Here is a 22,655-nt window from a genome sequence, read left to right on the forward strand (position 1 = left end):
GCGGGCCAATCAAGAAAAACTGCTACGGTGCCTTTAAGGCTTGCGCTGCCAGAGTTGCCGGGGGCGGGTGAGGGCTGCGTAGGCGCCTCGCGCACGCCGTTTTAGCCCTTTAAATCGGTGAGGCAAGGGCGTGGCTGTTTGAGCCCGGGTTGATGGACAGCCAGTGGCTGTCCATTCGGGCGAGTTCCACGCCCGCAACGATTTAAAGGGCTAAAACGGGTAGCCTTGGCACAGCCAAGGCCGTAGCGCGCGAAGCCGGAGCGGCCCTCACCCGCCCCCGGCAACGTCTTCAGAACACGAAAAAGAACAGCCTGCGCCCGGCAACGTCTTTAGAACACGAAAACAGAGCCCCCCATTCCGGCAACGCCGCAAGCACCATTAACGCAGCAGCCTTAACGCCGCCTACCCCTTGCGTTCAAGCACACACTCCGTCGCAGCGGGCTCGCCCAGCCCAAGCCGGAATGCCCTGAGTTCATCGCGTCGGAACACGTGCACATCCACCTCGTCGCCGGCTTGGTAGGCGCCCAGCAATCGCTCTGCCGAGGCGGTGTCCGTCACCCGCAAGCCATTAATGGCAAGCAGCGTATCGCCGGCGGACAAGCCTGCGGCATGGGCGCGGCCCCCTTCGTACACGGTCGCGATCTGTGTTTCGCCGTGGCTGCTGCGCAGCCGTGCATCTAGGGCCGGCGCCGCCGAGGCCGCTTTCCAGTTCATGGCGATGCCTTGCAGCGGCAGCAGCCGCTCCAGCGGCACATCCTCGCGGCCATAGGCGTAGCGGGCGATGAAGTCGCGGGTGTCAACCCCGGTGGCTTCTTGAATCAGGGCGGGCATGGCGTCTTCGGCGATGCCCTGGCCCCCGCCCTGATAAAAGTCGCGGCCAAAACGTTGCCATAGCAGCCGCATCACATCGTCCAGCGAGCGGGTGCCGGAGGTGGCGTGGCGCAGGGTGATGTCCAGCCCCAGCGCGACCAGCGAGCCCTTGGTGTAGTAGCTGACCAGCGCGTTGGGGGAGTTTTCGTCCTGCTTGTAGTAGCGCGTCCAAGCATCGAAAGAGCTTTCCGCCACGCTTTGCTTGAGGCGGCCCGCGCCGCGCCTGACATTGCTGATGACCTTGCCCAGCAGGCGCAGGTAGTCGTTTTCATTGATCGTGCCCGAACGCAACAGCATCAGGTCATCGTAGTACGACGTAAAGCCTTCAAACACCCAGAGCAGGCTGGTGTGTGTTTCGCGGCTCAGGTCGTAGGGGGCAAAGGCGGCCGGCTTGATGCGCTTGACGTTCCAGGTATGGAAGTATTCGTGGCTGACCAGGCCCAGGAAGGTTTGGTAGCCCGCGCCCGCATCGTCCCGCCCGCGCACCGGCAAGTCGTTGCGCGAGGCCATCAGGGCCGTCGAGGCACGATGCTCCAGGCCGCCGTAGCCGTCGCCGGTGACCATGGTCATGAACACGTAGCGGTTGGCGCTCTCCAGGAATGGGGCGCGCCGCGCCTGCGGCTCGAACAGCTCGATCTGCGCCGCGCAAATCTTCTGGACATCGCCCGCAATGCGCGCCAGGTCAAGCTTGGGAATCACGCCGGTGAAGACCATTTCGTGCTCGGCGCCGTGCGCCGTGAATTGCACGACCTGGGGTGTGCCCATTTCAACGGGGTGGTCGATCAGGGCATCGTAGTCGGGCGCTGCATACAGGCCGAAACCGTGCCGCTTTGCAGCGCGCGGATGGCCGGCAGCTTCCGGCAGGCTGGTGTATACCTTCCACTTCTTGGTATGTGGCGGCGGGCAAAGCTCTACATGGCAGACGTCTTGGGTCTGGCCCGACACGGCCAGGAATACGCTGGTGCCATTGAAAAAAGCGTGCGATTCGTCGACGTGGGCGCCGCGTACGGACAAGTCCCACGCATAGACCGTGTATTCCACCGACAGCGGGGCGGCGCTGGGCGCGCAGCGCCAGGTATGGCTGCCTGTCTTGGCGATGGCAACAGGCTGGCCCCGGCTGAAAGCCTGTATGGTTTCTATCTGCCGCGAGAAATCTCGAATAAGATAGCTGCCCGGTATCCAGGCAGGCATTGACAGCTCCTGTCCGTCTGGGTCGGGTTGGGCAATGGTCAGGCGCACCTTCAGACGATGACCGGATGGATCAAAAGGCGTTACGCTATAAAGTAGAGTTCGTTTTTTCATATTCTTATATTACTGTGCAAGGAGACAGCATGAATGCGCCATTGGTAAAAGTCGAAGTTCGCGGTCGCGTGGGTTTGCTTACGCTGGACAGGCCCAAGGCATTGAACGCCCTGAGCAACGAGGTGATCGATGAACTGGCCGACGCGTTGCGGGCCTTCGATGCCGACGAAAACATCGGCGCCATCGTACTGACAGGCAGTGAAAAGGCATTTGCCGCCGGCGCCGATATTGGCGCCATGCAGGGCTGGTCCTACATGGACGTCTACAAGCAGGATTATCTGGGCGGCAATTGGGAAGGGCTTAAGCGCGTGCGCAAGCCCATTATTGCGGCCGTGGCGGGCTATGCCCTGGGCGGCGGCTGCGAGCTGGCCATGCTGTGCGATTTCATCATTGCCGCCGACAACGCCAAGTTCGGGCAGCCCGAGATCAAGCTGGGGGTGATCCCCGGTTTCGGCGGCACGCAGCGTCTGCCGCGCGCCATCAGCAAAGCCAAAGCCATGGACTTGGTCCTGACCGCGCGCATGATGGATGCGGCCGAAGCCGAGCGCGCCGGGCTGGTGTCGCGGGTCGTGCCGCTCGATAAGCTGATGGACGAAGCAATCGAAGCCGCCACGGTTATTGCGTCGATGTCCTTGCCCTCCGTCATCATGGCCAAGGAATGCGTCAATATGGCCTATGAAGGCTCGTTGAACGACACGTTGATGTACGAGCGCCGCAACTTCCATGCGCTGTTCGCCACCGAGGACCAGAAAGAGGGCATGAAGGCCTTTGTCGAGAAGCGTAAGCCGGAATTCAAGCACCAATAAGCCTGTCAGGGAGCAGGGCCTGGCCGGCCCTGTAAAACGTGTTGCGGGCACGCACGGTGATGGGCACGCGCAACAGGCCGTGCACCTGACAAGTTGCTTACATATGAAAAATAAAGCTATACTCTATGAGTTTGACGGCCGCACTATTTGATCCGCATCAAGTTTTTTGCGGGGTCGTGCAGGGCGGTTCAACCAGGTTTTGTTTTGGCCACAATGGCGGTCGCCAGCAATGAATCAAGATTATGCCCAGGGTGATAGCGATGTCCCCCGGCTCGTGCTGACAGATCAGGATCGCGCGGCCATTACCCGGCGCGCAAGCAGCGGAATCGTCCGCACGCTTGCCGCCCAGGCGGCGATGCTGGGTATGGCGGTGCTGGTTTCGTGGCTGGTGGCGGGCGGTGCTGCAGCGGTTTCGGCCTTTATTGGCGCCGCTGCTTATTTTGTGCCCAACGCCCTGTTTGCGTTGCGCCTGCTGGTTGGTTTGTTTGGGCCGCTCAAGTCCAGTCCGTTCACCTTTTTCGTGGGCGAGGCGTTCAAGCTTGGGTCGGCGGTGGTGGTGCTGGGCCTTGCCGCATGGCTGGGGCGCGGCTGGCTGGTTTGGCCCGCCATGCTGTTCGGGTTGTTATGTGTTTTAAAAGGCTATGTGCTGCTGTTGTTGTTTCGCAGGTTGCCATAGCCGCAAGTTAATTCGTAGGGCCAACCGGCCCTGATTCAAGCATACAGGATAAGGTTACAGATGGCTGCTGCTAGCAATACTTCGCCCCAGTCTGAGTACATTCAACACCATTTGGTTCACCTGAACAGCATCGGTGAAAAGCAGTCCGCCATCGCGGACTTCGGTGTGGTCAATTTCGATTCCTTGTTCTGGTCCATCTTGATGGGCTTGATTGTCGTATTTGTCTTGTGGCGCGCCGCCAAGGCCGTCACCGCCGGTGTTCCCGGCCGCTTCCAGACATCCATCGAAATGCTCGTCGACATGGTCGAAGAGCAAGCCAAAAGCATTGTTCCCAGCGAGGTCTCCCGCCGCTTCGTCTCGCCCCTGGCGCTGACGGTCTTCCTGTGGATCATCCTGATGAACGTGCTCGACCTGGTGCCGGTCGACTTCCTGGCCTGGGTGTTCAAGGCCACCGGCCTGGGCGCCGAGCACGGCGATATCCTTTATCACCATCGTATTCTGCCTACGGCCGACCTGAACGTGCCCATGGGCATGTCGCTGGGCGTGTTGCTGCTGATGTTCTACTACGGCATCAAGATCAAGCATCCTGGCGGCTTCGTCAAAGAATTGTTCACGGCGCCCTTTCATGCGCCCGGCATCGCCGGCCTGTTCCTGGCACCGTTCAACTTTCTTCTGAACTGCATCGAGTACGCCGCCAAGTCGGTGTCGCTGGGCATGCGGTTGTTCGGCAACATGTTTGCCGGTGAACTCATCTTCATGCTGATTGCCTTGCTGGGCGGCGCATGGACCGGATTTAATGGCGCAAGCATAGGCTTGGGTATCGGGCACGTTCTGGCAGGATCCATGTGGGCCATCTTCCACATTCTGATCGTGCTGTTGCAGGCCTTTATCTTCATGATGCTGACCTTGGTATATGTGGGTCAGGCTCACGAAGGCCATTAATAGTTTTCGGTCTGGGCAGTTTCGTCCGGCCGGGGTGCAAGATTTTCTTGCGATGCAGTTTTTGACTTTTTGATTACACGGTTTTTAACCAAGGAGTTGTTATGACCAACGTTGCTTTCGTTGCTCTAGCTTGCGGTATTATTATTGGTCTTGGCGCTATCGGCGCTTGCATTGGTATCGCTCTGATGGGCGGTAAATATCTGGAAGCTTCGGCTCGTCAGCCCGAACTGATGAACGCTTTGCAGACCAAGATGTTCCTGTTGGCCGGTCTTATCGACGCTGCATTCCTGATCGGTGTTGGTATTGCCATGTTGTTTGCTTTCGCCAATCCGTTCGTCGGATAAGAGCATTGCAGGCCCGCCGCCGGCGGGTTAAGCAGCTGCAGCCGGCCGTTGCCGCCGGCCTGCGGCTTGGACATCCAGTGTTATGCAGCAGGGCTGCCTGACACCCGTGGTAATAAAGGGAAACGACCGTGAATTTAAACGCGACTCTCTTTTTTCAGATGATCGTGTTTTTCGTGTTGGGCTGGTTTACGATGAAATTCGTATGGCCTCCCCTCACGAAAGCAATGGATGATCGCCGCCAGAAAATTGCCGACGGCCTAGCAGCCGCCGACAAGGGCAAGGCCGATCTGGCCCAGGCCCAGGCGCGCATCAGCCTGATCGAGGCATCTGCAAAAACAGAAAACCATGCTCGCATGGTCGAAGCCGAGAAGCAGGCTGCCGCTCTTATCGATCAGGCTCGCCGCGAAGCCGAAGCCGAGAAAGCGCGCATTGTTGCCCAGGCTCAGCAAGATGCGGCCCAAGAGGCCCAGCGCGTACGCGAAAGCTTGCGTGCCGATGTCGCCGTGCTTGCGGTTAAAGGCGCCGAGCAGATTCTCAAACGAGAAATCGACGCACAGGCACACGCCGAGCTGTTGGAACAGCTCAAGGCGCAACTCTAAACTCAGGGCAGGCCATGGCTGAACTATCGACTATTGCCAGACCATACGCCGAGGCGTTGTTCACAACGGCTCGCAACGACCAGGCCAGCAGCCTGGAGTCGTGGTCAGGTCTGGTATCCGAGCTTGCACAGGTGGCAGGCCAGGAAGACGTGCGCGAAGCGCTGACCGATCCGCGGCTTAACGCCGCTCAGCGCATCGAGCTGTTTGCGGGCCTGATCAAATCACCGCTGTCGGCTCAGGCGCGAAATTTCATCGAATTGCTGGTCAGCAACAACCGTATTCTGGTTTTGCCGCAAATTGCCGAGCAATTCGAAGTATTGAAAAACCAGCACGAAGGCACCGCGCTGGCTGATATTCGCAGCGCTTATGCGCTCAGCGACGATCAGGTGCAGCAGCTTGTGTCGGGGCTGGAAAAGAAATTCGGCCTCAAGCTCAAACCGGCTGTTACCGTGGATGCCGACCTGATCGGCGGCGTGCGCGTAACGGTTGGCGATCAAGTACTTGATACGTCTGTGCAGGCCCAACTGGCCCGCATGCGCGATACTCTGGCCGCCTGACGCGCGCCGGATAACAGGATTCCAGGAGTCTGAACATGCAACTTAACCCGTCAGAGATCAGCGAACTGCTCAAAAGCCGCATCGAAGGCTTGGGCGCGTCGACCGACGTTCGCACGCAAGGCACGGTCGTTTCCGTGACCGACGGTATTACCCGCATCCACGGTTTGTCCGACGTGATGCAAGGCGAAATGCTTGAATTTCCGAATAACGTGTTCGGACTCGCGCTCAACCTCGAGCGTGACTCTGTCGGCGCCGTTATTCTGGGCGACTACACCGGCGTGTCGGAAGGCGATCCGGTCAAGACCACCGGCCGCATTCTTGAAGTGCCGGTCGGCCCCGAGCTGCGCGGACGCGTCGTCGACGCGCTGGGCATGCCCATCGACGGCAAGGGCCCCATCAATGCCAAAGCCACCGACATCATCGAAAAAGTCGCGCCCGGCGTGATTGCCCGCCAGTCGGTGTCGCAACCGCTGCAAACCGGCATCAAGGCCATCGACTCCATGGTGCCTATCGGCCGTGGCCAGCGCGAGCTGATCATTGGCGACCGCCAAACCGGTAAAACGGCTGTTGCCGTCGACACGATCATCAGCCAGAAGGGCAAGAACGTTACCTGCGTGTACGTCGCCATCGGGCAGAAAGCCTCCACCATCAGTAACGTCGTCCGCAAGCTCGAAGAGCACGGCGCGCTGGAATACACCATTATCGTGGCCGCCGCGGCGTCCGACTCGGCCGCCATGCAGTACCTGTCGGCCTACTCGGGCTGCACCATGGGCGAATACTTCCGCGACCGTGGCGAAGACGCCCTGATCATTTATGACGATCTGACCAAGCAAGCCTGGGCCTATCGCCAGGTCTCGCTGCTGTTGCGCCGTCCGCCGGGCCGCGAAGCCTACCCCGGCGACGTGTTCTACCTGCACTCGCGCTTGCTCGAGCGTGCCGCGCGCGTCAACCCCGAGTACGTTGAAAAGTTCACCAACGGCGAAGTCAAGGGCAAGACGGGTTCACTGACGGCGCTGCCCATCATCGAAACGCAAGCCGGCGACGTCTCGGCCTTCGTTCCGACCAACGTCATCTCCATTACCGACGGCCAGATCTTCCTTGAAACCGACTTGTTCAATGCCGGGGTACGTCCCGCCATCAACGCCGGTATCTCGGTGTCGCGTGTGGGTGGCGCGGCGCAAACCAAGGTAGTCAAGAAGCTGTCCGGCGGTATTCGTACCGACTTGGCCCAGTACCGCGAACTGGCCGCTTTTGCCCAGTTTGCCTCCGACCTGGACGACGCGACCCGTCGCCAGCTCGAGCGCGGCAAGCGTGTGGTCGAGCTGCTCAAGCAGCCCCAGTATCAGCCGCTGCAAGTCTGGGAACTGTCCGTAACGCTGTATTCGGTCAACAACGGCTACCTCGACGACCTGGAAGTCGATCAGATTCTGCCTTTCGAAAAAGCGCTCAAGGATCACTTGAAGTCGAAGAACGAAAGTCTGATTCAGCGTATCGAAGACAAGAAAGAATTGTCCAAGGACGACGAAGCCGAGTTGGCCGCAGCCATACAAGAGTTCAAAAAGCACGGTGCTTTTTAAGTTTGACTGTTTAGGGTGATGAAGCGTGATTGCTTCAGTATCCATACGTAATGCAGAGCCCATCCGGGCTCTGTCATAACGCCCTTTCAGGAAAGAGCGATGGCCGGAATCAAGGAAATTCGAACCAAGATCAAGAGCGTGCAAAACACGCGCAAGATCACCAAAGCCATGGAGATGGTGGCGGCATCCAAAATGCGCAAGGCGCAGGAACGGATGCGCGCGGGCCGTCCCTATGCAACCAAGGTGCGCGAGATCGCCGCTCATTTGATGCAGGCGCATCCCGATTACTCGCATCCTTACATGATCGAACGCAGCGACGTGCGGGCGGTTGGCGTTGTGGTCGTCACAACCGACAAGGGCCTTTGCGGCGGTCTGAACACCAACATCATGCGTCTGGTGCTGGCCCGTCTCAAAGAGTTCGACCAGAAAGGCATCAAGGTGCAGGCCACTGCGTTGGGCAACAAGGGCGCGGGTACGCTGACGCGCATTGGCGCCAACCTGGTGTCCCAGGAAGTGCAGCTTGGCGATACGCCCAACCTGGATCGTCTGATCGGCGCCATCAAGGTGCAGATCGACGACTTCGTCGACGGCAAGATCGATGCCATCTACATAGCCACGAACCGCTTCGTGAACACCATGAAGCAGGACCCCAGCTTCATCCGTCTGTTGCCTTTGCCCAGTGGCCTGGCCGATCCATTCCAGTCCGACAGCGGCAATGCCGAAGACGACCAGGACGCCGTCAAGTCCACTTACGGCTGGGACTACATCTACGAGCCTGATTCCAAAACCGTCATTGACGATTTGCTGATGCGCTACGTAGAAGGCCTGGTGTACCAGGCAGTGGCAGAAAACATGGCCTCCGAGCAATCGGCGCGCATGGTGGCCATGAAGGCCGCATCCGACAACGCCAAGAAAGTCATCGGCGATCTTGAACTGGTTTACAACAAAACCCGTCAAGCCGCCATTACCAAAGAAATTTCAGAAATCGTGGGGGGCGCTGCCGCTGTTTAAGGTTTAACAGACAGGCATCCCGTCAAAGATATTTAGCAAGGACTAAACATGAGCAACGGTACCATCGTTCAGTGCATCGGCGCCGTGGTGGATATTCAGTTCCCCCGCGACCGCATCCCAAAAATTTACGACGCGCTCAAGCTTGTCGACACCAGCTCGGCATTTGCCGAAGCCGGCCTGATCTTTGAAGTCCAGCAACAATTGGGCGACGGCGTGGTGCGTACCATTGCCATGGGTTCGTCGGACGGCCTGCGCCGCGGCATGGAAGTGGCCAATTCGGGCGCGCCCATCTCGGTGCCTGTCGGTGAAGGCACGCTGGGCCGCATTATGGACGTTCTGGGTCGCCCCATCGACGAACGCGGTCCGATTCAAAGCGATGAAGTCCGCGCCATCCACCAGGACGCCCCCAAGTTCGACGAGCTCTCGCCCTCGGTCGAGCTGCTCGAAACCGGCATCAAGGTGATCGACCTGGTCTGCCCGTTCGCCAAAGGCGGCAAGGTGGGTCTGTTCGGCGGCGCCGGCGTGGGCAAGACCGTCAACATGCTCGAACTGATCAACAACATCGCCAAGGCGCACAGCGGCTTGTCGGTGTTTGCCGGCGTGGGTGAACGTACCCGCGAAGGTAACGACTTCTACCACGAAATGGCTGAAGCCGGCGTCATCAAAATGGACGACCTGAAAGAGTCCAAGGTGGCGATGGTGTTCGGTCAGATGAACGAGCCTCCCGGCAACCGTCTGCGCGTTGCGCTGTCGGGCCTGACCATGGCCGAGAAGTTCCGCGACGAAGGCCGCGACATTCTGTTCTTCGTCGACAACATCTACCGCTACACGCTGGCCGGGACGGAGGTATCGGCACTGCTGGGCCGTATGCCTTCGGCTGTGGGCTACCAGCCTACGCTGGCCGAAGAAATGGGCAAGCTGCAAGAGCGCATTACATCGACCAAGACCGGTTCGATTACCTCCATCCAGGCCGTTTACGTGCCCGCCGATGACTTGACCGATCCTTCGCCCGCCACCACCTTCCAGCACTTGGACTCGACCGTGGTGCTGTCGCGGGACATCGCAGCGCTGGGTATCTACCCCGCCGTCGACCCGCTCGACTCCACCAGCCGCCAGCTCGACCCGCAAGTCGTGGGCGAAGAGCATTACGCGGTTGCCCGTGGCGTTCAGCAGACCCTGCAACGCTATAAAGAACTGCGCGACATTATCGCCATTCTGGGCATGGACGAACTGTCTCCCGAAGACAAGCAGGCTGTTGCGCGCGCGCGCAAGATCCAGCGCTTCCTGTCGCAGCCCTTCCATGTGGCCGAAGTGTTTACCGGTTCTCCCGGCAAGTACGTACCGCTGGCAGAAACCCTGCGTGGCTTCAAGATGATTGTCGACGGCGAATGCGATGCCTTGCCCGAGCAAGCCTTCTACATGGTCGGCTCTATCGACGAAGCTTTCGAAAAAGCCAAGACGCTCCAATAAGGAATACACATGGCCACCTTGCATGTTGACGTCGTCAGTGCAGAAGAGTCGATTTTCGCCGGCGAGGCGAAATTCGTGACGCTGCCCGGCGAGTCCGGCGAGCTGGGCATACTGCCCGGCCACACGCCTCTTATCTCGCGTATCCGGCCCGGTACGGTCAAAGTCGTTCTGACCGACGGCTCCGAGGTCAGCATCTTCGTTGCTGGCGGCATCCTCGAGATCCAGCCCGGCACGGTTACGGTGCTTTCCGACACGGCCATCCGCGCGGAAGACCTTGACGAAGCCAAGGCGATCGAAGCGCGCAAGCGTGCCGAAGAAGCCTTGCGCAACACGCACGACAAGGCCGATATCGCCGTCGTCGAGGCCGAACTTGCCATGCTGGCCGCTCAGGCGGCCGCGGCGCGCAAGCTCAGCCAGGTCCGGCGCACGCACTAAGCCGTATCCTGGGCGCCGGCCTGCCGGTGTCCCGCTCCGGCGCGCAATCCGCCGCCTGTGTACCGACAACCCCGCTGCCTTTGGCCGCGGGGTTTGTTTTTGCGTAGGTACTTTCCGAGTTAAGAGTTCTCCGGATTGTTGCTTTATCAGGTGCTTACTATGCTTGTAGCACCAGATTCATCCACGACAATCAAGGGGAAAAACATGAGGGAACGGCTCGATTGCGCCATACTCAGTACACGCTGCCACCAAGACTGGGCCCGTTCATGGCTGGGGGCTCACGCCGGCGGGCGGTTGCATGTCCATGCCTTTGATAGCGACGCCGATGTCTCCAGCCCTGACTCGGTACATGTGCTGGCCAAGGCATCCATGCGGCTGCAGCGGTTCGACGCCTGCCTGATGCCGGTTTCGCCCAAGAACCTGGGCTGGGTACGCACCGCCTTGTCAGCCGCCCAGGGTGTTGTGCGCACACCCATCCTGGCTTCGGTCAACGGGCTCCGCGCCGGGGCCATCGACGACTTGTACGCGTTGGGCCTGGCCGATTTCATCCGCGACCCGGTGTGCACCGAAGAACTTCGCGCCCGCGTCGAGCGCCAGTTGGACACGCGCCGCTATAATGCCGCCAAGGCGGCGCCGGGCCATACCGTGGTGGGCGAGGCCCTGACGGATTACCGTGCGCGTGCGGGGCAGGTGGCAAACCAGTCCGAGCAGGCTTTGTGCGACACCATACTGAATCGCAGCGGCATGGAACTCGAAGCCTTTGCGGTCGCTTCGGCTTCGCGATGCGCGACCAGCAGGGAATCGTTCAAGCTGGCAAAAAGCCAGGTTATCGAGCGATTCGAACGGGCCTATATCACCGCGGCGCTCGGACGCCATTCGGGCAATATTGCCATGGCTGCGCGCGCGGCGCAAAAACATCGGCGCGCATTTTGGGCGCTGATGCGCAAGCATGATATCGACGCGGCGCCGTTTCGCCGCGACCCTCCCCCCAACCCCCCCAGAGCCGGGTAAAATCAATAGTCTTGGAATAAGGATGATCGTGACTGCTCCCACTTTGAAAAATGATGTCTTCCTGCGTGCGCTCATGCGCGAGCCGGTTCCCTACACCCCTATCTGGCTCATGCGCCAGGCGGGGCGTTATCTGCCCGAATACAACGAAACCCGCGCTCGGGCCGGCTCATTTCTGCAATTGGCCCAGAATCGCGAGTATGCCTGCGAAGTCACCTTGCAGCCATTGCAGCGCTTCGATCTGGATGCGGCGATTCTGTTTTCCGATATCCTCACCATCCCCCATGCCATGGGCCTGGGGCTTGATTTTCTGGCGGGCGAAGGCCCCAAGTTCGCCCATCCGGTCCGCACGGAAGACGACGTCAAGAAGCTGACCGTGCCCGATATGGCCCGGCTGCAGTATGTGTTCGACGCCGTGTCGCTTATCCGCAAGGAGCTTGACGGCAAAGTCCCACTGATCGGCTTTGCCGGCAGCCCCTGGACGGTAGGCTGCTATATGGTCGAAGGGCAGGGGTCCAGCGACTATCGCCTGATCAAAACCATGCTGTACAGCCGTCCCGACCTATTGCATCGCATCCTCGAGGTCAACGCGCAGGCCACCCAGCAATACCTGAACGCGCAGATTCAGGCAGGGGCCCAGGCCGTCATGATTTTCGACAGCTGGGGCGGTGTGTTGGCCGATGGCCTGTTCCAGGAGTTCTCCCTGGCTTATACCCGCAAGGTGGTACAGGGCCTGGTGCGCGAGCACGAGGGGCGCAGGGTGCCCGTCATCGTGTTCACCAAAGGCGGCGCCCAATGGATAGAGCAGATCGCAGACGCAGGCTGTGATGCCGTCGGACTCGACTGGACGGCCAGCCTTGGGCAGGTGCGCCAGCGCGTTGGCGACCGCGTCGCCTTGCAGGGCAACCTCGACCCCATGGCGCTGTTCGGCGGCGAAGCGGCCATACGCGCCCAGGCCCGCAAAGTCATCGATGACTTCGGCACCGTCGGCCAGGGTGGCCATGTCTTCAATCTGGGGCACGGGATTTCACGTTTCACGCCGCCCGCAGCCGTTACTGCGCTGGTCGACGAGGTTCACGCCTACAGCCGCGCCAAGCACTAAATTGATCCGGTGGCAAGAGGTGAAACCCTTAATCTCTTGCTGCTGATCAAGGGTTGTGCACAGTTTACGGTGCTGTGCAACATGACCGTCAACAACGGTGCCTGAGTTTCAATTGAAGTTATAACTGCTTGTTATTCAACAGAAAAATGGCTTTCTTATTAGGAAATAAAAAAATAATCCTATTCGGGCCGTTGACTTTTACCAAGTTGTTGTCCGGATTTTCCCCAAAGTTATCCACAGGCGCCTTGTGCCATATTGAAATCCCATAACGGCGGGCATTTAAGACGTTAAGCAAGAATTTACTTGAAGTATCGATGGCACTTTCCACCCCTACCCCAAGCCCGGCACAAGCCAGCGCGGCCTCTGTTGCCGAGCCGGTGCATTGGGTACGCGTGGCCCTTGATGTTCCATTGAATGGTCTGTTCGACTATTGCAGTGCAACGCACATTCCGCCCGGCACCCGGGTCATTGTTCCGTTCGGCCGCCGCAAGCTTGTCGGGGTCGTAGTGGCGACGCCGGCCGCGCCGGCGGTGGACGCCAAGTTGATCAAGCCGGTGGACGAAATCCTTGACGATACGCCCCCGCTGCCGGCCGACTGGCTGCGCCTGGCGTCCTTCGCCGCGCAATATTATCAGCGGCCCTTGGGTGAAGTGATGCTGCCGGCCTTGCCCGCCGGCCTGCGCAAGGTGTCTGCTTATCAAGGCAAGCGTTCTGAGGGCGGGCCGGTCAAGCGCATGGACAAGCGGGCCAAGCCCGCCGGCAAGCCGGCCCAGGCCGATACGCCGCCTTTGCTCAATAGTGAGCAGACCGCTGCGGCGCAGGCGATTGCCGGCCAGCAAGGGCATAAAACCATACTTTTGCACGGCGTTACCGGCAGCGGCAAGACCGAAGTCTATCTGCATGCCGCGCAGGCCGTGCTGGCACAGGGGCGGCAGGTGCTGCTCATGGTGCCTGAAATCAATCTGACGCCGCAACTGGAGCAATCGTTGCGAGTCCGCCTGGCCGGTGTCGGGGTGGGTGAAAGCCTGGCTGTGATGCATAGCGGCTTGTCTGACGGCGAGCGTTTGCGGGCCTGGATGCGCGCGCAGCGCGGCGAGGCGCGTGTTCTGCTGGGGACCAGGCTGTCCATTTTTGCGCCGCTGCCCGATCTGGGCTTGATCATTGTCGATGAAGAGCACGATGCCTCGTACAAGCAGCAAGACGGTTTGCGCTACTCCGCCCGCGACTTGGCCGTGTGGCGGGCGCGGGACCGGAACATCCCGGTCGTCCTGGGCTCGGCCACGCCTTCCCTGGAAAGCTGGAATCACGCTGAAACCGGTCATTACCTGCGCTATACGCTGGCGCAGCGGGCCAAGGCGGTCGCCCTGCCGGCCATCAAACTGGTCGATACCCGCCGCCTGGCGCTAGAGCAAGGCTTTTCCCCGCAACTGATCAAGGCGCTGGGCGAGCGGCTTGAAGCGGGACAGCAGTCGCTGATCTTCCTGAACCGGCGCGGCTATGCTCCCGTGCTGAATTGCACATCCTGCGGCTGGGTCAGCCAGTGCCCGCGTTGCACGGCGTATACCGTGCTGCACCGGGCGGGCGGGCGGCGCAATATTCTGCAATGCCATCACTGCGGCTTCCAGGCCCGCGTGCCCCACGCCTGCCCCGACTGCGGCGACCAGGACCTGAAACCCATGGGGCGGGGCACACAGCGCGTCGAAGAGCATCTGGCCGAGCTGTTCCCTGATGCGCGTATCGCCCGTATCGATGCCGACAGCACCCGCCTGAAAGGCAGCGCGGCGGCGCTGTTCGCTAAAGTACATGCGGGCGAGGTTGATCTGTTGGTGGGCACCCAGATGGTGGCCAAGGGGCACGATTTTGCCAATCTGGGCCTGGTCGGTGTGCTGAATGCCGACGCCATGTTGTTCGCCCAGGATTTCAGGGCGCCCGAGCGCCTGTTCGCCCAACTGATGCAGGTGGCGGGGCGGGCGGGCCGCCATGTGAAGGGCGGTGAAGTCATCATTCAAACCGATTATCCCGAGCAGTCGGTGTATCAGGCGCTGCTGCGTCATGATTATCAAGGCTTTGCGCAGTACGGACTGGCCGAGCGGCAAGCGGTGGGCCTGCCGCCTTATGCCTATCAGGCCCTGCTGACCGCCGAGGCGCGCGAGCTGGCGACAGCGCTGGGCTTCCTGGCCGAAGCGCGTCAACTGCCCGATCAGCATGCGCAGGACTACCCCACCGCCAGCGCCTTGACGCTCTATGACCCGGTACCGCTGCGCGTGGTTCGGGTGGCCAATATCGAGCGGGCGCAGCTTTTGGTCGAAAGCGATAACCGCCCGGCCCTGCAGGCGTTTCTAACGACCTGGTCGGCTGCGCTGGCTGACGTGGCCAAAGCGTTCCGGGTGCGCTGGAATCTTGAAGTCGACCCGCTGGAAATATAGGAACGTAAACACATTGAATCTGCCTCGCGGTCATACCGTTGCTTCCGACATGAATGCCATGCAGCGCCAGGCGGTGCTGTATCTGGACGGCCCTTGTCTGGTGCTGGCGGGGGCAGGCAGCGGCAAGACGCGCGTGATCACGCAGAAAATCGCCTATTTGCTGCGCGAATGCGGCTACCCGGCCCGGCAAGTGGTGGCGCTGACTTTCACCAACAAGGCCGCGCGCGAGATGAACGAGCGGGTCAAGCTGCTGGTCGACAGCAAGCTGGCCAAGGGGCTCACGGTCAGCACATTCCATTCACTGGGGCTGCGTTTCCTGCGCGAGGAAGCGGCGCACGCGGGCTTGAAGCCGCAGTTTTCCATTCTGGACTCGAATGACGCGCTGGCGATCATTCAGGAACTGCTGGCCACCACCGACAAGGCGCGCCTGCGCGCGGTCCAGCAAAATATTTCCTTGTGGAAGAATGCGCTCATGGACCCCGATGCGGCCGATCGCAGCGCCTCGTCTGCCAGCGAGGCCGAAGCGGCAAGAATCTACCGCAGTTATAGCGCTACGCTGGCCGCGTACCAAGCGGTGGATTTTGATGATCTGATCCGGCTGCCCGCCATGCTGCTGGAGCACAATGCCCAGGTCAGGCAGCGCTGGCAGGCGCGCGTGCATTATTTGCTGGTGGACGAGTACCAGGATACCAATGTGTGCCAGTACCGGCTGGTGCAATGGCTGACGGGGCAGCGGGCCATGTTTACCGCCGTGGGCGATGATGACCAGGCGATTTATGCCTGGCGCGGCGCAACAGTGGAAAACCTGGCGAACCTGACGACGGATTACCCGGCGCTGAAGGTCATCAAGCTGGAACAGAACTACCGTTCGGTGCAAAGAATATTATCGGCGGCCAACCAGGTGATCAGCAAGAATCCGAACTTGTTCGGGAAAAAGCTGTGGTCCGAGCTGGGTGTGGGGGAACCCATACAGGTCACGCCCATGGACAACGAAGAGGCCGAGGCCGAGTCGATTGCGATCCGGCTGTCGGCCGCGCGCTTCGAGCGGCAGGCCGAGTGGCGTGATTTTGCGGTGCTGTACCGCAGTAATCATCAGGCCCGCACGTTAGAGCAGGCGCTGCGCAATCTGCGGATTCCTTACACGATTTCCGGCGGGCAGAGCTTTTTCGAGAAACCCGAAATACGCGACATTCTGGCGTACCTGCGCCTGATTGCCAACGATAGTGACGATCCGGCTTTTATCCGGGCGGTCACCACGCCGCGCCGCGGTATCGGCCAGGCGACCTTGCAAGTGCTGGGACAGTTCGCCGCCGAGCGGCAACTGTCGTTGTTCGAGGCGATTTTCGAGATTGGCGCCACCGACAGGCTGGCCGCCAAGCAGTTGGAGCCGCTGCAGGTGTTCGGCGCATTCATCCAACGCATTCAGGACCGGGCGGGCCGCAAGCGGCCGGCTGCGGTGTGGCAGCCGGCCCAGGCCAGCTTGTTGTCGGGCGCTGCAGCCCAGGGCGATGCGGCGGACATGGGCAGGGTGTCGGGCGTGGACGGGGCGGTTGCGGACTCGGCCGGCCTGATTCTGGACGACTTGCTGGCCGCCATTCAGTACGAGCGCTTTCTGTATGACACGCTGGAAGAAAAACCGGCGCAGAACCGGTGGCACAATGTCCTGGAGCTGACGGGCTGGCTCAAGCGCAAGGCTACGGAAGATGACTTGACCTTGCTGGAACTGGTGCAGCATGTGGCGCTGGTCACCATGCTGGAGCGCAGCGACGACGACGAGCCCGATGCGGTCAAGTTATCCACCCTGCATGCATCCAAGGGGCTTGAGTATCCGCATGTTTTCCTGGCGGGCGTGGAAGAGGGCTTGTTGCCCCACTTGGGGCGCGACGAAGACGATGCCGACCCGGCCACGGCCGCCGAGGCGCTGGCGCAGCGCATCCAGGAAGAGCGCCGCCTGATGTATGTGGGGATCACGCGGGCTCAGCGCAGCCTGCACTTGACCTGGTGCAAGAAGCGGCGCCGCGCACGTGAAGATGTCGTGCGCGAAAAATCGCGCTTTATCGAGGAAATGGGGCTGGATGAGCCGGGCGTGGCCGAGGACCCGGCCACCAAGGCGCTAAGTCCCAAGGATCGCCTGGGCATGCTCAAGGCCATGCTGAACAAATAGGGCCGGCGCGCTGCCGGCCATCGCGCTTCAGGCGCATCGCCCACAAAACAAAAAGCCTGCCCATGAATGGCAGGCTTTCGGCCTTTAGCGCTTAATCAGCGCTGTTCAGATGCAAGCTTGACGCGTGCTTGTTACCACTGCGTGCCAGAATAACGGGCATCTTTGGCGCGAGCGTCATTCAGGGCTTCTGTGACATCGATGATGTAGTCATAGACTGCCACAAAACCCTTCTTGATGGACGCCAGTGCTTTCTGGGTCAGGGTAACAATCGAAACTGACTCACCATTGCTCAATGCATTACGCATCAAGTCACGCTCAAGAGAGTCACTCAGGCGGCTGTATTGGTTGAAAGAAAGATCCGACATAATTACCTCACCTATTCAGGATGTGTCTGACAGAACAAAATGTTGTGTGCTGACAGAAGTAATTATAGGGTTTACCCTAGGATAAAGCTAGGGGTAAACCCTAGTAATCCTGAGTTGGGCCGGAATCGTCGTTTATTTGCATCATTTCTGCTTGCGCGCAAAGAATTGCTTGAACGCCGCTTGGGCCTCGTCCGACCGCAGGCGTTCGGTGAACAGGTCTCTTTCCATGTCGAAAGTCCGCGTCAGGGCTGTCTGATCGGCTTGCCGCAGCAGGCGCTTGGAGGCCCTGAGGGCTTGCACGGGCTGTCGCGCCAGCGCAGCGGCGGCCGCCTGCGCGTCTTCCATGGCCTTGCCGGGGCCGGATACGGCGGTAATAAAACCGCAATCGGCGGCTTCGCGGGCCGAGAACGGTTTACCCAGCAATAGCCATTCGGCGGCCCGGCGCGTGCCTGCCAGACGCGCCATCAGCAGGCTGGACCCGCCTTCCGGGCAAAGCCCGAGCGCCAGAAAAGGCATGCTGAAACGCGCAGTGTCATCGGCATAGACGAAATCGCAGTGTTGCAGCAAGGTCACGCCGACCCCCACAGCCTGCCCCTGGACGGCGGCGATGACAGGCACGTCGACCTTGGCCAGGGTGCGCAGGAAAGACAAGGCGGGGCTTTCGGGGCTGCTGCGCCCGGCCTGGAATTCAGCCAAGTCGTTGCCAGCCGTGAAATGGCCTTGCGTGCCGGTCAGGATGACGGCGCTGCAGGCGGGATCGGCCTGTGCGGCCTGCAGCGCCTGTTCCAGCTCGCCATACATGGCATTGTTCAGCGCATTGCGGCGTTCGGGACGATTGATGCGCAGTATCAGGCAAGCGCCCCGTTTCTCGGTTTCTATCATGCGCAGGCCTCTTTGAAGCCATCATTGAGCCCGTGGCAGGCCCGTTGATATTCCTGCTTGAGCCGGTCCACAATCTGGGCCACCGGCAGCACGCTGTCTATGCTGCCCACCCCCTGGCCGGCGCCCCAGATATCGCGCCAGGGCTTGCTGCGGGTGGTGCCGAAGTTGGCGGCATCGGGGTCGGCCTTGGGCAGGTTGTCGGGATCCAGGCCGGCGGCGGTAATGCTGGGCTTCAAGTAATTGCCCGGGATGCCGGTGAAGAAAGGCGTATAAAGCACATCGTTGGCCTGGGCATCGACCAGCATTTGCTTGTAGGCGTCCTGGGCCTGTGCTTCGTCGCTGGCAATGAAGCGGGTGCCGATATAGGCAAAATCCGCGCCCATGGCGCGCGCCGCCAACACGTCGTGCCCGCGGGAAATGGCGCCGGACAGGGCAATCGGGCCGTCAAAGATCTTGCGTACCTCTGCCAGCAGGGCGAAGGGGCTGAGGGTGCCGGCATGGCCGCCCGCGCCCGAGCACACCAGTATCAAGCCGTCCACGCCGGCTTCCAGCGCTTTCTGCGCGTGCCGCAAGGTCGTCACATCGTGGAATACCTTGCCGCCCCAGCCGTGGACGGTATCGACCACGTGGTTGGGCGCGCGCAGGCTGGTGATGATCAGGGGCACTTTATGGTCGGCGCATACGGCCAGGTCTTCCTGCAGGCGGTCGTTGGACTGATGGATGATGTGGTTGATGGCGTAAGGGGCGATCACCCGGTCGGGTTCCCGCTGCTTGAGGTCGGCCAGCGCCTGCTCAATCTGTGTCAGCCATTCTGTCAGCAGGCTTTGGGGGCGTGCATTAAGGGCGGGCATCGAGCCGACGATGCCGCTGGCGCACTGGGCGATCACCAGCTCGGGGCAGGAAACAATGAACATGGGCGCCGATATCACCGGCAGGCTAAGCTGCTGGTACAGGGCGTTGACCAGGGTACGTGGCATTTGGACGCCTCCTATGTTGCTTCAGTGGACCTTGCAGGACGGCAATGCGTCTGCGGCATTGCCGCTTATTCTAGGACTAAACCGGCCGTGGGGTGAGACAGGGGCCGCGCGTCTTGGGCGGGCACCCCCGATATCGGGCAAAATAACAGTCTTTGCCGCGGTCCGTGCCCGCCTGGCTGGCGGGCCGTGCAACGCGAGGCAGTTCACAGCGTGCAGCGTGTAGGTGCACGCCGCCAGTCAATATCACTATAAGGATGAGTCAGATGAAAAGCATCAAGGTCATAGGCGTGATCGGTGCGGGCGCCATGGGGCGCGGCATTGCACAAATTGCGGCGCAAGCCGGTTTCGAGGTGCTTTTGTTTGACCTGAATGCCCAGGCTGTGGATGCCGCCCGTGAAAGCCTGCGGCAAATGTGGGACAAGCTGGCCGGCAAGGGCAAGATGACCGCCGCGCAGGCCGCCGAGTCGCTGGATCGCGTTGCCGCCTGCGCCGACCTGCAAGCCATGAGCCGGGCTGATCTGGTGATCGAGGCGGTGGTCGAGCGCCTGGACGTCAAGTGCGCGCTGTTCAAGCAGTTGGAAGATATTGTGGCGCCTGACTGCATACTGGCGTCCAATACGTCGTCCCTGTCCATTACCGCCATTGCGCAGGCCTGCGCGAATCCCGCCCGCGTGGCGGGCTTTCACTTCTTCAATCCCGTGCCGCTCATGAAAGTGGTCGAGGTCATTGACGGCTTGCGCAGCGATGCGCAGACCGGCGACGCCTTGATGGCGCTGGCGCGCGATATGGGGCATACGCCGGTGCGGGCCAAGGACATGCCGGGGTTCATCGTGAATCATGCCGGGCGCGGCATGAACATCGAAGGCTTGAAAACCGCTCAGGAATCGGTGGCGCCTTATGACCAGATCGACGCCATCATGCGCGAGCAGGCGGGCTTCCGGATGGGCCCCTTCGAGCTGCTGGACCTGACCGGCCTGGATGTGTCTCACCCGGTCATGGAGTCGATCTACCAGCAGTTCTACGATGAGCCGCGCTTTCGCCCTTCGCCCATCGCCGCCGTGCGCTCGGCCGGACGTTTGTTGGGCCGTAAAACCGGCGAAGGCTTTTATCGCTATGCCGATGGGCAGAAGCAACTGCCTGCCGAAGCTGAAGCCCCGGCGCTGCCCGATGGGCTGAAGGTGTGGCTGGCCCCCTACCATTCCAGCGGGCACCGGCGCGCCGCGGCCTTGCTGAAAAACCTGGGCGCACAGGTGATCGCGGCAGAAACCCCGCCTGCCGATGCGCTGATTGTGGTCACCCCTTATGGCGAGGACGTGGCTAGCGTGGTCGGCTCGCACCAACTGGATGGCGAGCGCACGATCGGGCTGGATACCTTTTTTGGATTGGAACAGGGTAAGCGGCGTGTGCTGATGTGTTCGGCGGCCACCTTGCCGCAGTGGCGCGATGCCGCCCATGCCCTGTTTGCCTCCGACGCTACGCCCGTATCCGTGATCGCGGATTCCGCCGGTTTCGTGGCGCAGCGCATTGTGGCGTCCATTGTCAATGTCGCCAGCGATATTGCCCAGCAATCCATCGCGACGCCTGCCGACATCGACCAAGCGGTGTCGCTGGGCCTGGGCTACCCGCAAGGCGGGCCGCTTGCCATGGGCGACAGCCTGGGCGCCGCGCATATCCTGGAAGTATTGCGCACAATGCAACGTGTTACCGGCGACATGCGCTACCGGCCCAGCCCGTGGCTGCAGCGCAGGGTGCAACTGGGGCTGTCGCTGCGCGACGAGCCGGCTTGCGTAGCGCGTTAAGCCGCTGGGGCGGTCCGGCGGGGGCGGCAAAAAAGCCGCCGCAGTTCAGTACTGCGGCGGCTTTTTTTATAGCTCCAGGGAGCGGATGACCGATTACTGGGAAGCGTGAACCATGTATTCGACAGCCGCCTTGATTTCCGCATCGCTGGCTTGCGAGCCGCCGCGTGGCGGCATGGCGCCCTTGCCGTTGATGGCGATGGCGACCATGCTGTCCATGCCTTCGGCGATAAGCGGCGCCCAGGCTGCTTTGTCGCCCAGCTTGGGCGCATTGGCCACACCCGCGGCGTGGCATGCAAAACAGACCGACTTGTACAGTTTTTCGCCAGCGGGATCGATGGCCGCTGCCTGGTCGGCGGGCGCCGCGGCAGGGGCGGCGGCTTCAGCTTCGGCCGCGGGAGCCTGTTCGGCTTGAGGCGCGGCCGGCTCGGCAGCGGGCGCAGGGGCTGCCGCCGCAGCGGTGTCGGCGGGCGGGGCCTCGGCGGCATCGTCGCCGGCGGGTTCTTTGGGCTCGTCGAACGATGCGCCGGACTGATTGGCAATGTAGACCACAGCGCGTTCCACTTCGAAATCGCTGAGCGAAGGATTGCCGCCCTTCGGAGGCATGGCGCCGACGCCGTGAATGGCGTTCTTTATCATGTCTTCGTAGCCGGCCTTGATAAACGGCGCCCAGGCTGCCTCGTCACCCAGCTTGGGGGCGCCGGCAACACCCGCCGCATGGCAGGCGGTACAGGTGGACTCGTATACCTGCTGGCCTGTTTTGAAGACCTTGGGCGCGTTGGCGTCAACCAGGCTGAAGCCGGCGACGGGCTTGATGCGGTTGGCAATGGCTTCTTCGGATTGTGCATCGGAACCTGAGCCCATTTTAGAGCTTGCCGCAACCAGGTTCACCAGCAGAACGATCACGATAATCGGCACGATGAACGCCAGAATGACGGTTACGATCAACTGCTTGGGCGTTTTGATGAGGCCTTCGTGCTCCTCGATGGTCTCTTCGACGTGTTCTTCCGTATTGTTCATAATCGAATCCTGCGTGTTCCTAGTCTGAGGGCGCCAAGGCCTGAATTCTGTATGGTTGTGTTGTTTGCAGGAGGCCCGCTCGCGTGGGGACGCGAAAGCAGCAGGCGCTCTTGAATCTGCGATTATAACTAGAGTAGTGCTTCAATGCATAAACCGTGCTTGGCGTCTGCCGATACCCGCTAACACGCGCTTTGCGCTCAAGACAAAAAAAGTTCGCGCAAACACGCTACAATGACGACCCTGCGCCCGTAGTTCAATGGATAGAATGAGAGTTTCCGAAGCTCTTGATACAGGTTCGATTCCTGTCGGGCGCGCCATATTTCAAT

20 protein-coding genes and 1 tRNA gene are annotated in these 22,655 nt (G+C 60.9%); 16 read left to right on the top strand and 5 right to left on the bottom strand.

Annotation, left to right across the window (positions count from 1 at the left end; translation table 11 throughout):
• Window positions 1-402 precede the first annotated feature (402 nt).
• Window positions 403-2,172 carry a PDZ domain-containing protein gene (locus tag RE432_RS07485; RefSeq protein WP_310932674.1) on the bottom strand — a complete coding sequence of 590 codons (1,770 nt, stop codon included), beginning with the start codon at window positions 2,170-2,172 and terminating at the stop codon, window positions 403-405.
• A gap of 29 nt (window positions 2,173-2,201) precedes the next feature.
• Between RE432_RS07485 and RE432_RS07490 the strand changes: the two genes are divergently transcribed.
• The 14 genes from RE432_RS07490 to RE432_RS07555 all read left to right on the top strand — a co-directional run bounded on the left by RE432_RS07490 (window position 2,202) and on the right by RE432_RS07555 (window position 17,289).
• Window positions 2,202-2,978: an enoyl-CoA hydratase gene (locus tag RE432_RS07490; RefSeq protein WP_310932675.1), complete on the top strand. Its 777-nt coding sequence runs from the start codon at window positions 2,202-2,204 to the stop codon at window positions 2,976-2,978.
• 229 nt (window positions 2,979-3,207) lie between these two features.
• Window positions 3,208-3,654 carry an ATP synthase subunit I gene (locus RE432_RS07495; RefSeq protein ID WP_310932677.1) on the top strand — a complete coding sequence of 149 codons (447 nt, stop codon included), beginning with the start codon at window positions 3,208-3,210 and terminating at the stop codon, window positions 3,652-3,654.
• A 60-nt stretch (window positions 3,655-3,714) separates the two neighbouring features.
• Window positions 3,715-4,596 (top strand): F0F1 ATP synthase subunit A, encoded by an 882-nt coding sequence (atpB, locus tag RE432_RS07500; RefSeq protein WP_310932678.1) that lies wholly within the window; start codon window positions 3,715-3,717, stop codon window positions 4,594-4,596.
• 101 nt (window positions 4,597-4,697) lie between these two features.
• Entirely contained in the window at window positions 4,698-4,940 is a 243-nt protein-coding gene (gene atpE / locus RE432_RS07505; protein WP_310932679.1) for a F0F1 ATP synthase subunit C, read from the top strand.
• Between the two features lie 128 nt (window positions 4,941-5,068).
• Window positions 5,069-5,539 carry a F0F1 ATP synthase subunit B gene (locus RE432_RS07510; protein WP_310932680.1) on the top strand — a complete coding sequence of 157 codons (471 nt, stop codon included), beginning with the start codon at window positions 5,069-5,071 and terminating at the stop codon, window positions 5,537-5,539.
• Between the two features lie 14 nt (window positions 5,540-5,553).
• Window positions 5,554-6,096 (top strand): F0F1 ATP synthase subunit delta, encoded by a 543-nt coding sequence (locus RE432_RS07515; RefSeq protein WP_310932681.1) that lies wholly within the window; start codon window positions 5,554-5,556, stop codon window positions 6,094-6,096.
• Between the two features lie 35 nt (window positions 6,097-6,131).
• Window positions 6,132-7,673, top strand: a complete 1,542-nt coding sequence (gene atpA, locus RE432_RS07520) for a F0F1 ATP synthase subunit alpha (protein WP_310932682.1) — start codon at window positions 6,132-6,134, stop codon at window positions 7,671-7,673.
• A gap of 99 nt (window positions 7,674-7,772) precedes the next feature.
• On the top strand, window positions 7,773-8,684 hold the full coding sequence (atpG, locus tag RE432_RS07525) for a F0F1 ATP synthase subunit gamma (RefSeq protein WP_310932683.1): 912 nt from the start codon (window positions 7,773-7,775) through the stop codon (window positions 8,682-8,684).
• A 48-nt stretch (window positions 8,685-8,732) separates the two neighbouring features.
• Window positions 8,733-10,154 carry a F0F1 ATP synthase subunit beta gene (gene atpD, locus RE432_RS07530; RefSeq protein ID WP_310932684.1) on the top strand — a complete coding sequence of 474 codons (1,422 nt, stop codon included), beginning with the start codon at window positions 8,733-8,735 and terminating at the stop codon, window positions 10,152-10,154.
• Between the two features lie 9 nt (window positions 10,155-10,163).
• On the top strand, window positions 10,164-10,589 hold the full coding sequence (locus RE432_RS07535) for a F0F1 ATP synthase subunit epsilon (RefSeq protein WP_310932685.1): 426 nt from the start codon (window positions 10,164-10,166) through the stop codon (window positions 10,587-10,589).
• 159 nt (window positions 10,590-10,748) lie between these two features.
• The gene (locus RE432_RS07540; protein WP_310932686.1) at window positions 10,749-11,600 is read left to right on the top strand and encodes a hypothetical protein; all 852 of its coding nucleotides are present in this window, start codon (window positions 10,749-10,751) and stop codon (window positions 11,598-11,600) included.
• A gap of 22 nt (window positions 11,601-11,622) precedes the next feature.
• Entirely contained in the window at window positions 11,623-12,699 is a 1,077-nt protein-coding gene (gene hemE, locus RE432_RS07545) for a uroporphyrinogen decarboxylase (protein WP_409079823.1), read from the top strand.
• A 314-nt stretch (window positions 12,700-13,013) separates the two neighbouring features.
• On the top strand, window positions 13,014-15,125 hold the full coding sequence (locus tag RE432_RS07550) for a primosomal protein N' (RefSeq protein WP_310932688.1): 2,112 nt from the start codon (window positions 13,014-13,016) through the stop codon (window positions 15,123-15,125).
• Between the two features lie 49 nt (window positions 15,126-15,174).
• A complete protein-coding gene (locus tag RE432_RS07555) occupies window positions 15,175-17,289 on the top strand; it encodes a UvrD-helicase domain-containing protein (protein WP_310933057.1) in 2,115 nt (704 codons plus the stop codon).
• A gap of 131 nt (window positions 17,290-17,420) precedes the next feature.
• Here the strand turns inward: RE432_RS07555 and RE432_RS07560 are convergent, their stop codons facing one another.
• The 3 genes from RE432_RS07560 to RE432_RS07570 form a co-directional block, all read right to left on the bottom strand.
• A complete protein-coding gene (locus tag RE432_RS07560) occupies window positions 17,421-17,654 on the bottom strand; it encodes a hypothetical protein (protein ID WP_310932689.1) in 234 nt (77 codons plus the stop codon).
• Between the two features lie 141 nt (window positions 17,655-17,795).
• A complete protein-coding gene (locus tag RE432_RS07565) occupies window positions 17,796-18,542 on the bottom strand; it encodes an enoyl-CoA hydratase-related protein (protein ID WP_310933058.1) in 747 nt (248 codons plus the stop codon).
• Window positions 18,533-19,513 carry a nitronate monooxygenase family protein gene (locus RE432_RS07570; RefSeq protein WP_310932690.1) on the bottom strand — a complete coding sequence of 327 codons (981 nt, stop codon included), beginning with the start codon at window positions 19,511-19,513 and terminating at the stop codon, window positions 18,533-18,535. The genes RE432_RS07565 and RE432_RS07570 overlap by 10 nt, the downstream gene beginning before the upstream one ends.
• Before the next feature lie 263 nt (window positions 19,514-19,776).
• On the opposite strand from RE432_RS07570, the gene RE432_RS07575 reads away from it, so the two are divergent.
• Window positions 19,777-21,312 carry a 3-hydroxyacyl-CoA dehydrogenase gene (locus RE432_RS07575; RefSeq protein WP_310932691.1) on the top strand — a complete coding sequence of 512 codons (1,536 nt, stop codon included), beginning with the start codon at window positions 19,777-19,779 and terminating at the stop codon, window positions 21,310-21,312.
• A 93-nt stretch (window positions 21,313-21,405) separates the two neighbouring features.
• Here the strand turns inward: RE432_RS07575 and RE432_RS07580 are convergent, their stop codons facing one another.
• Window positions 21,406-22,329: a c-type cytochrome gene (locus RE432_RS07580; protein WP_310932692.1), complete on the bottom strand. Its 924-nt coding sequence runs from the start codon at window positions 22,327-22,329 to the stop codon at window positions 21,406-21,408.
• Window positions 22,330-22,571: 242 nt separating this feature from the next.
• Between RE432_RS07580 and RE432_RS07585 the strand changes: the two genes are divergently transcribed.
• Window positions 22,572-22,646 (top strand) — tRNA-Arg (locus RE432_RS07585).
• The last annotated feature ends 9 nt before the right edge of the window (window positions 22,647-22,655 follow it).

This window comes from Pusillimonas sp. SM2304 (assembly GCF_031628915.1).
Taxonomy (GTDB): Bacteria; Pseudomonadota; Gammaproteobacteria; order Burkholderiales; family Burkholderiaceae_B; genus Pusillimonas_C.

Excerpts from the sequence above, each read along its gene's own strand:
- RE432_RS07485 (WP_310932674.1), bottom strand. The coding sequence starts at position 2,172 with ATGAAAAAACGAACTCTACTTTATAGCGTAACGCCTTTTGATCCATCC.
- RE432_RS07490 (WP_310932675.1), top strand. The coding sequence starts at position 2,202 with ATGAATGCGCCATTGGTAAAAGTCGAAGTTCGCGGTCGCGTGGGTTTG.
- RE432_RS07495 (WP_310932677.1), top strand. The coding sequence starts at position 3,208 with ATGAATCAAGATTATGCCCAGGGTGATAGCGATGTCCCCCGGCTCGTG.
- atpB (WP_310932678.1), top strand. The coding sequence starts at position 3,715 with ATGGCTGCTGCTAGCAATACTTCGCCCCAGTCTGAGTACATTCAACAC.
- atpE (WP_310932679.1), top strand. The coding sequence starts at position 4,698 with ATGACCAACGTTGCTTTCGTTGCTCTAGCTTGCGGTATTATTATTGGT.
- RE432_RS07515 (WP_310932681.1), top strand. The coding sequence starts at position 5,554 with ATGGCTGAACTATCGACTATTGCCAGACCATACGCCGAGGCGTTGTTC.
- atpA (WP_310932682.1), top strand. The coding sequence starts at position 6,132 with ATGCAACTTAACCCGTCAGAGATCAGCGAACTGCTCAAAAGCCGCATC.
- atpG (WP_310932683.1), top strand. The coding sequence starts at position 7,773 with ATGGCCGGAATCAAGGAAATTCGAACCAAGATCAAGAGCGTGCAAAAC.
- atpD (WP_310932684.1), top strand. The coding sequence starts at position 8,733 with ATGAGCAACGGTACCATCGTTCAGTGCATCGGCGCCGTGGTGGATATT.
- RE432_RS07535 (WP_310932685.1), top strand. The coding sequence starts at position 10,164 with ATGGCCACCTTGCATGTTGACGTCGTCAGTGCAGAAGAGTCGATTTTC.
- RE432_RS07540 (WP_310932686.1), top strand. The coding sequence starts at position 10,749 with ATGCTTGTAGCACCAGATTCATCCACGACAATCAAGGGGAAAAACATG.
- hemE (WP_409079823.1), top strand. The coding sequence starts at position 11,623 with ATGATCGTGACTGCTCCCACTTTGAAAAATGATGTCTTCCTGCGTGCG.
- RE432_RS07550 (WP_310932688.1), top strand. The coding sequence starts at position 13,014 with ATGGCACTTTCCACCCCTACCCCAAGCCCGGCACAAGCCAGCGCGGCC.
- RE432_RS07555 (WP_310933057.1), top strand. The coding sequence starts at position 15,175 with ATGAATGCCATGCAGCGCCAGGCGGTGCTGTATCTGGACGGCCCTTGT.
- RE432_RS07560 (WP_310932689.1), bottom strand. The coding sequence starts at position 17,654 with ATGTCGGATCTTTCTTTCAACCAATACAGCCGCCTGAGTGACTCTCTT.
- RE432_RS07570 (WP_310932690.1), bottom strand. The coding sequence starts at position 19,513 with ATGCCACGTACCCTGGTCAACGCCCTGTACCAGCAGCTTAGCCTGCCG.
- RE432_RS07575 (WP_310932691.1), top strand. The coding sequence starts at position 19,777 with ATGAAAAGCATCAAGGTCATAGGCGTGATCGGTGCGGGCGCCATGGGG.
- RE432_RS07580 (WP_310932692.1), bottom strand. The coding sequence starts at position 22,329 with ATGAACAATACGGAAGAACACGTCGAAGAGACCATCGAGGAGCACGAA.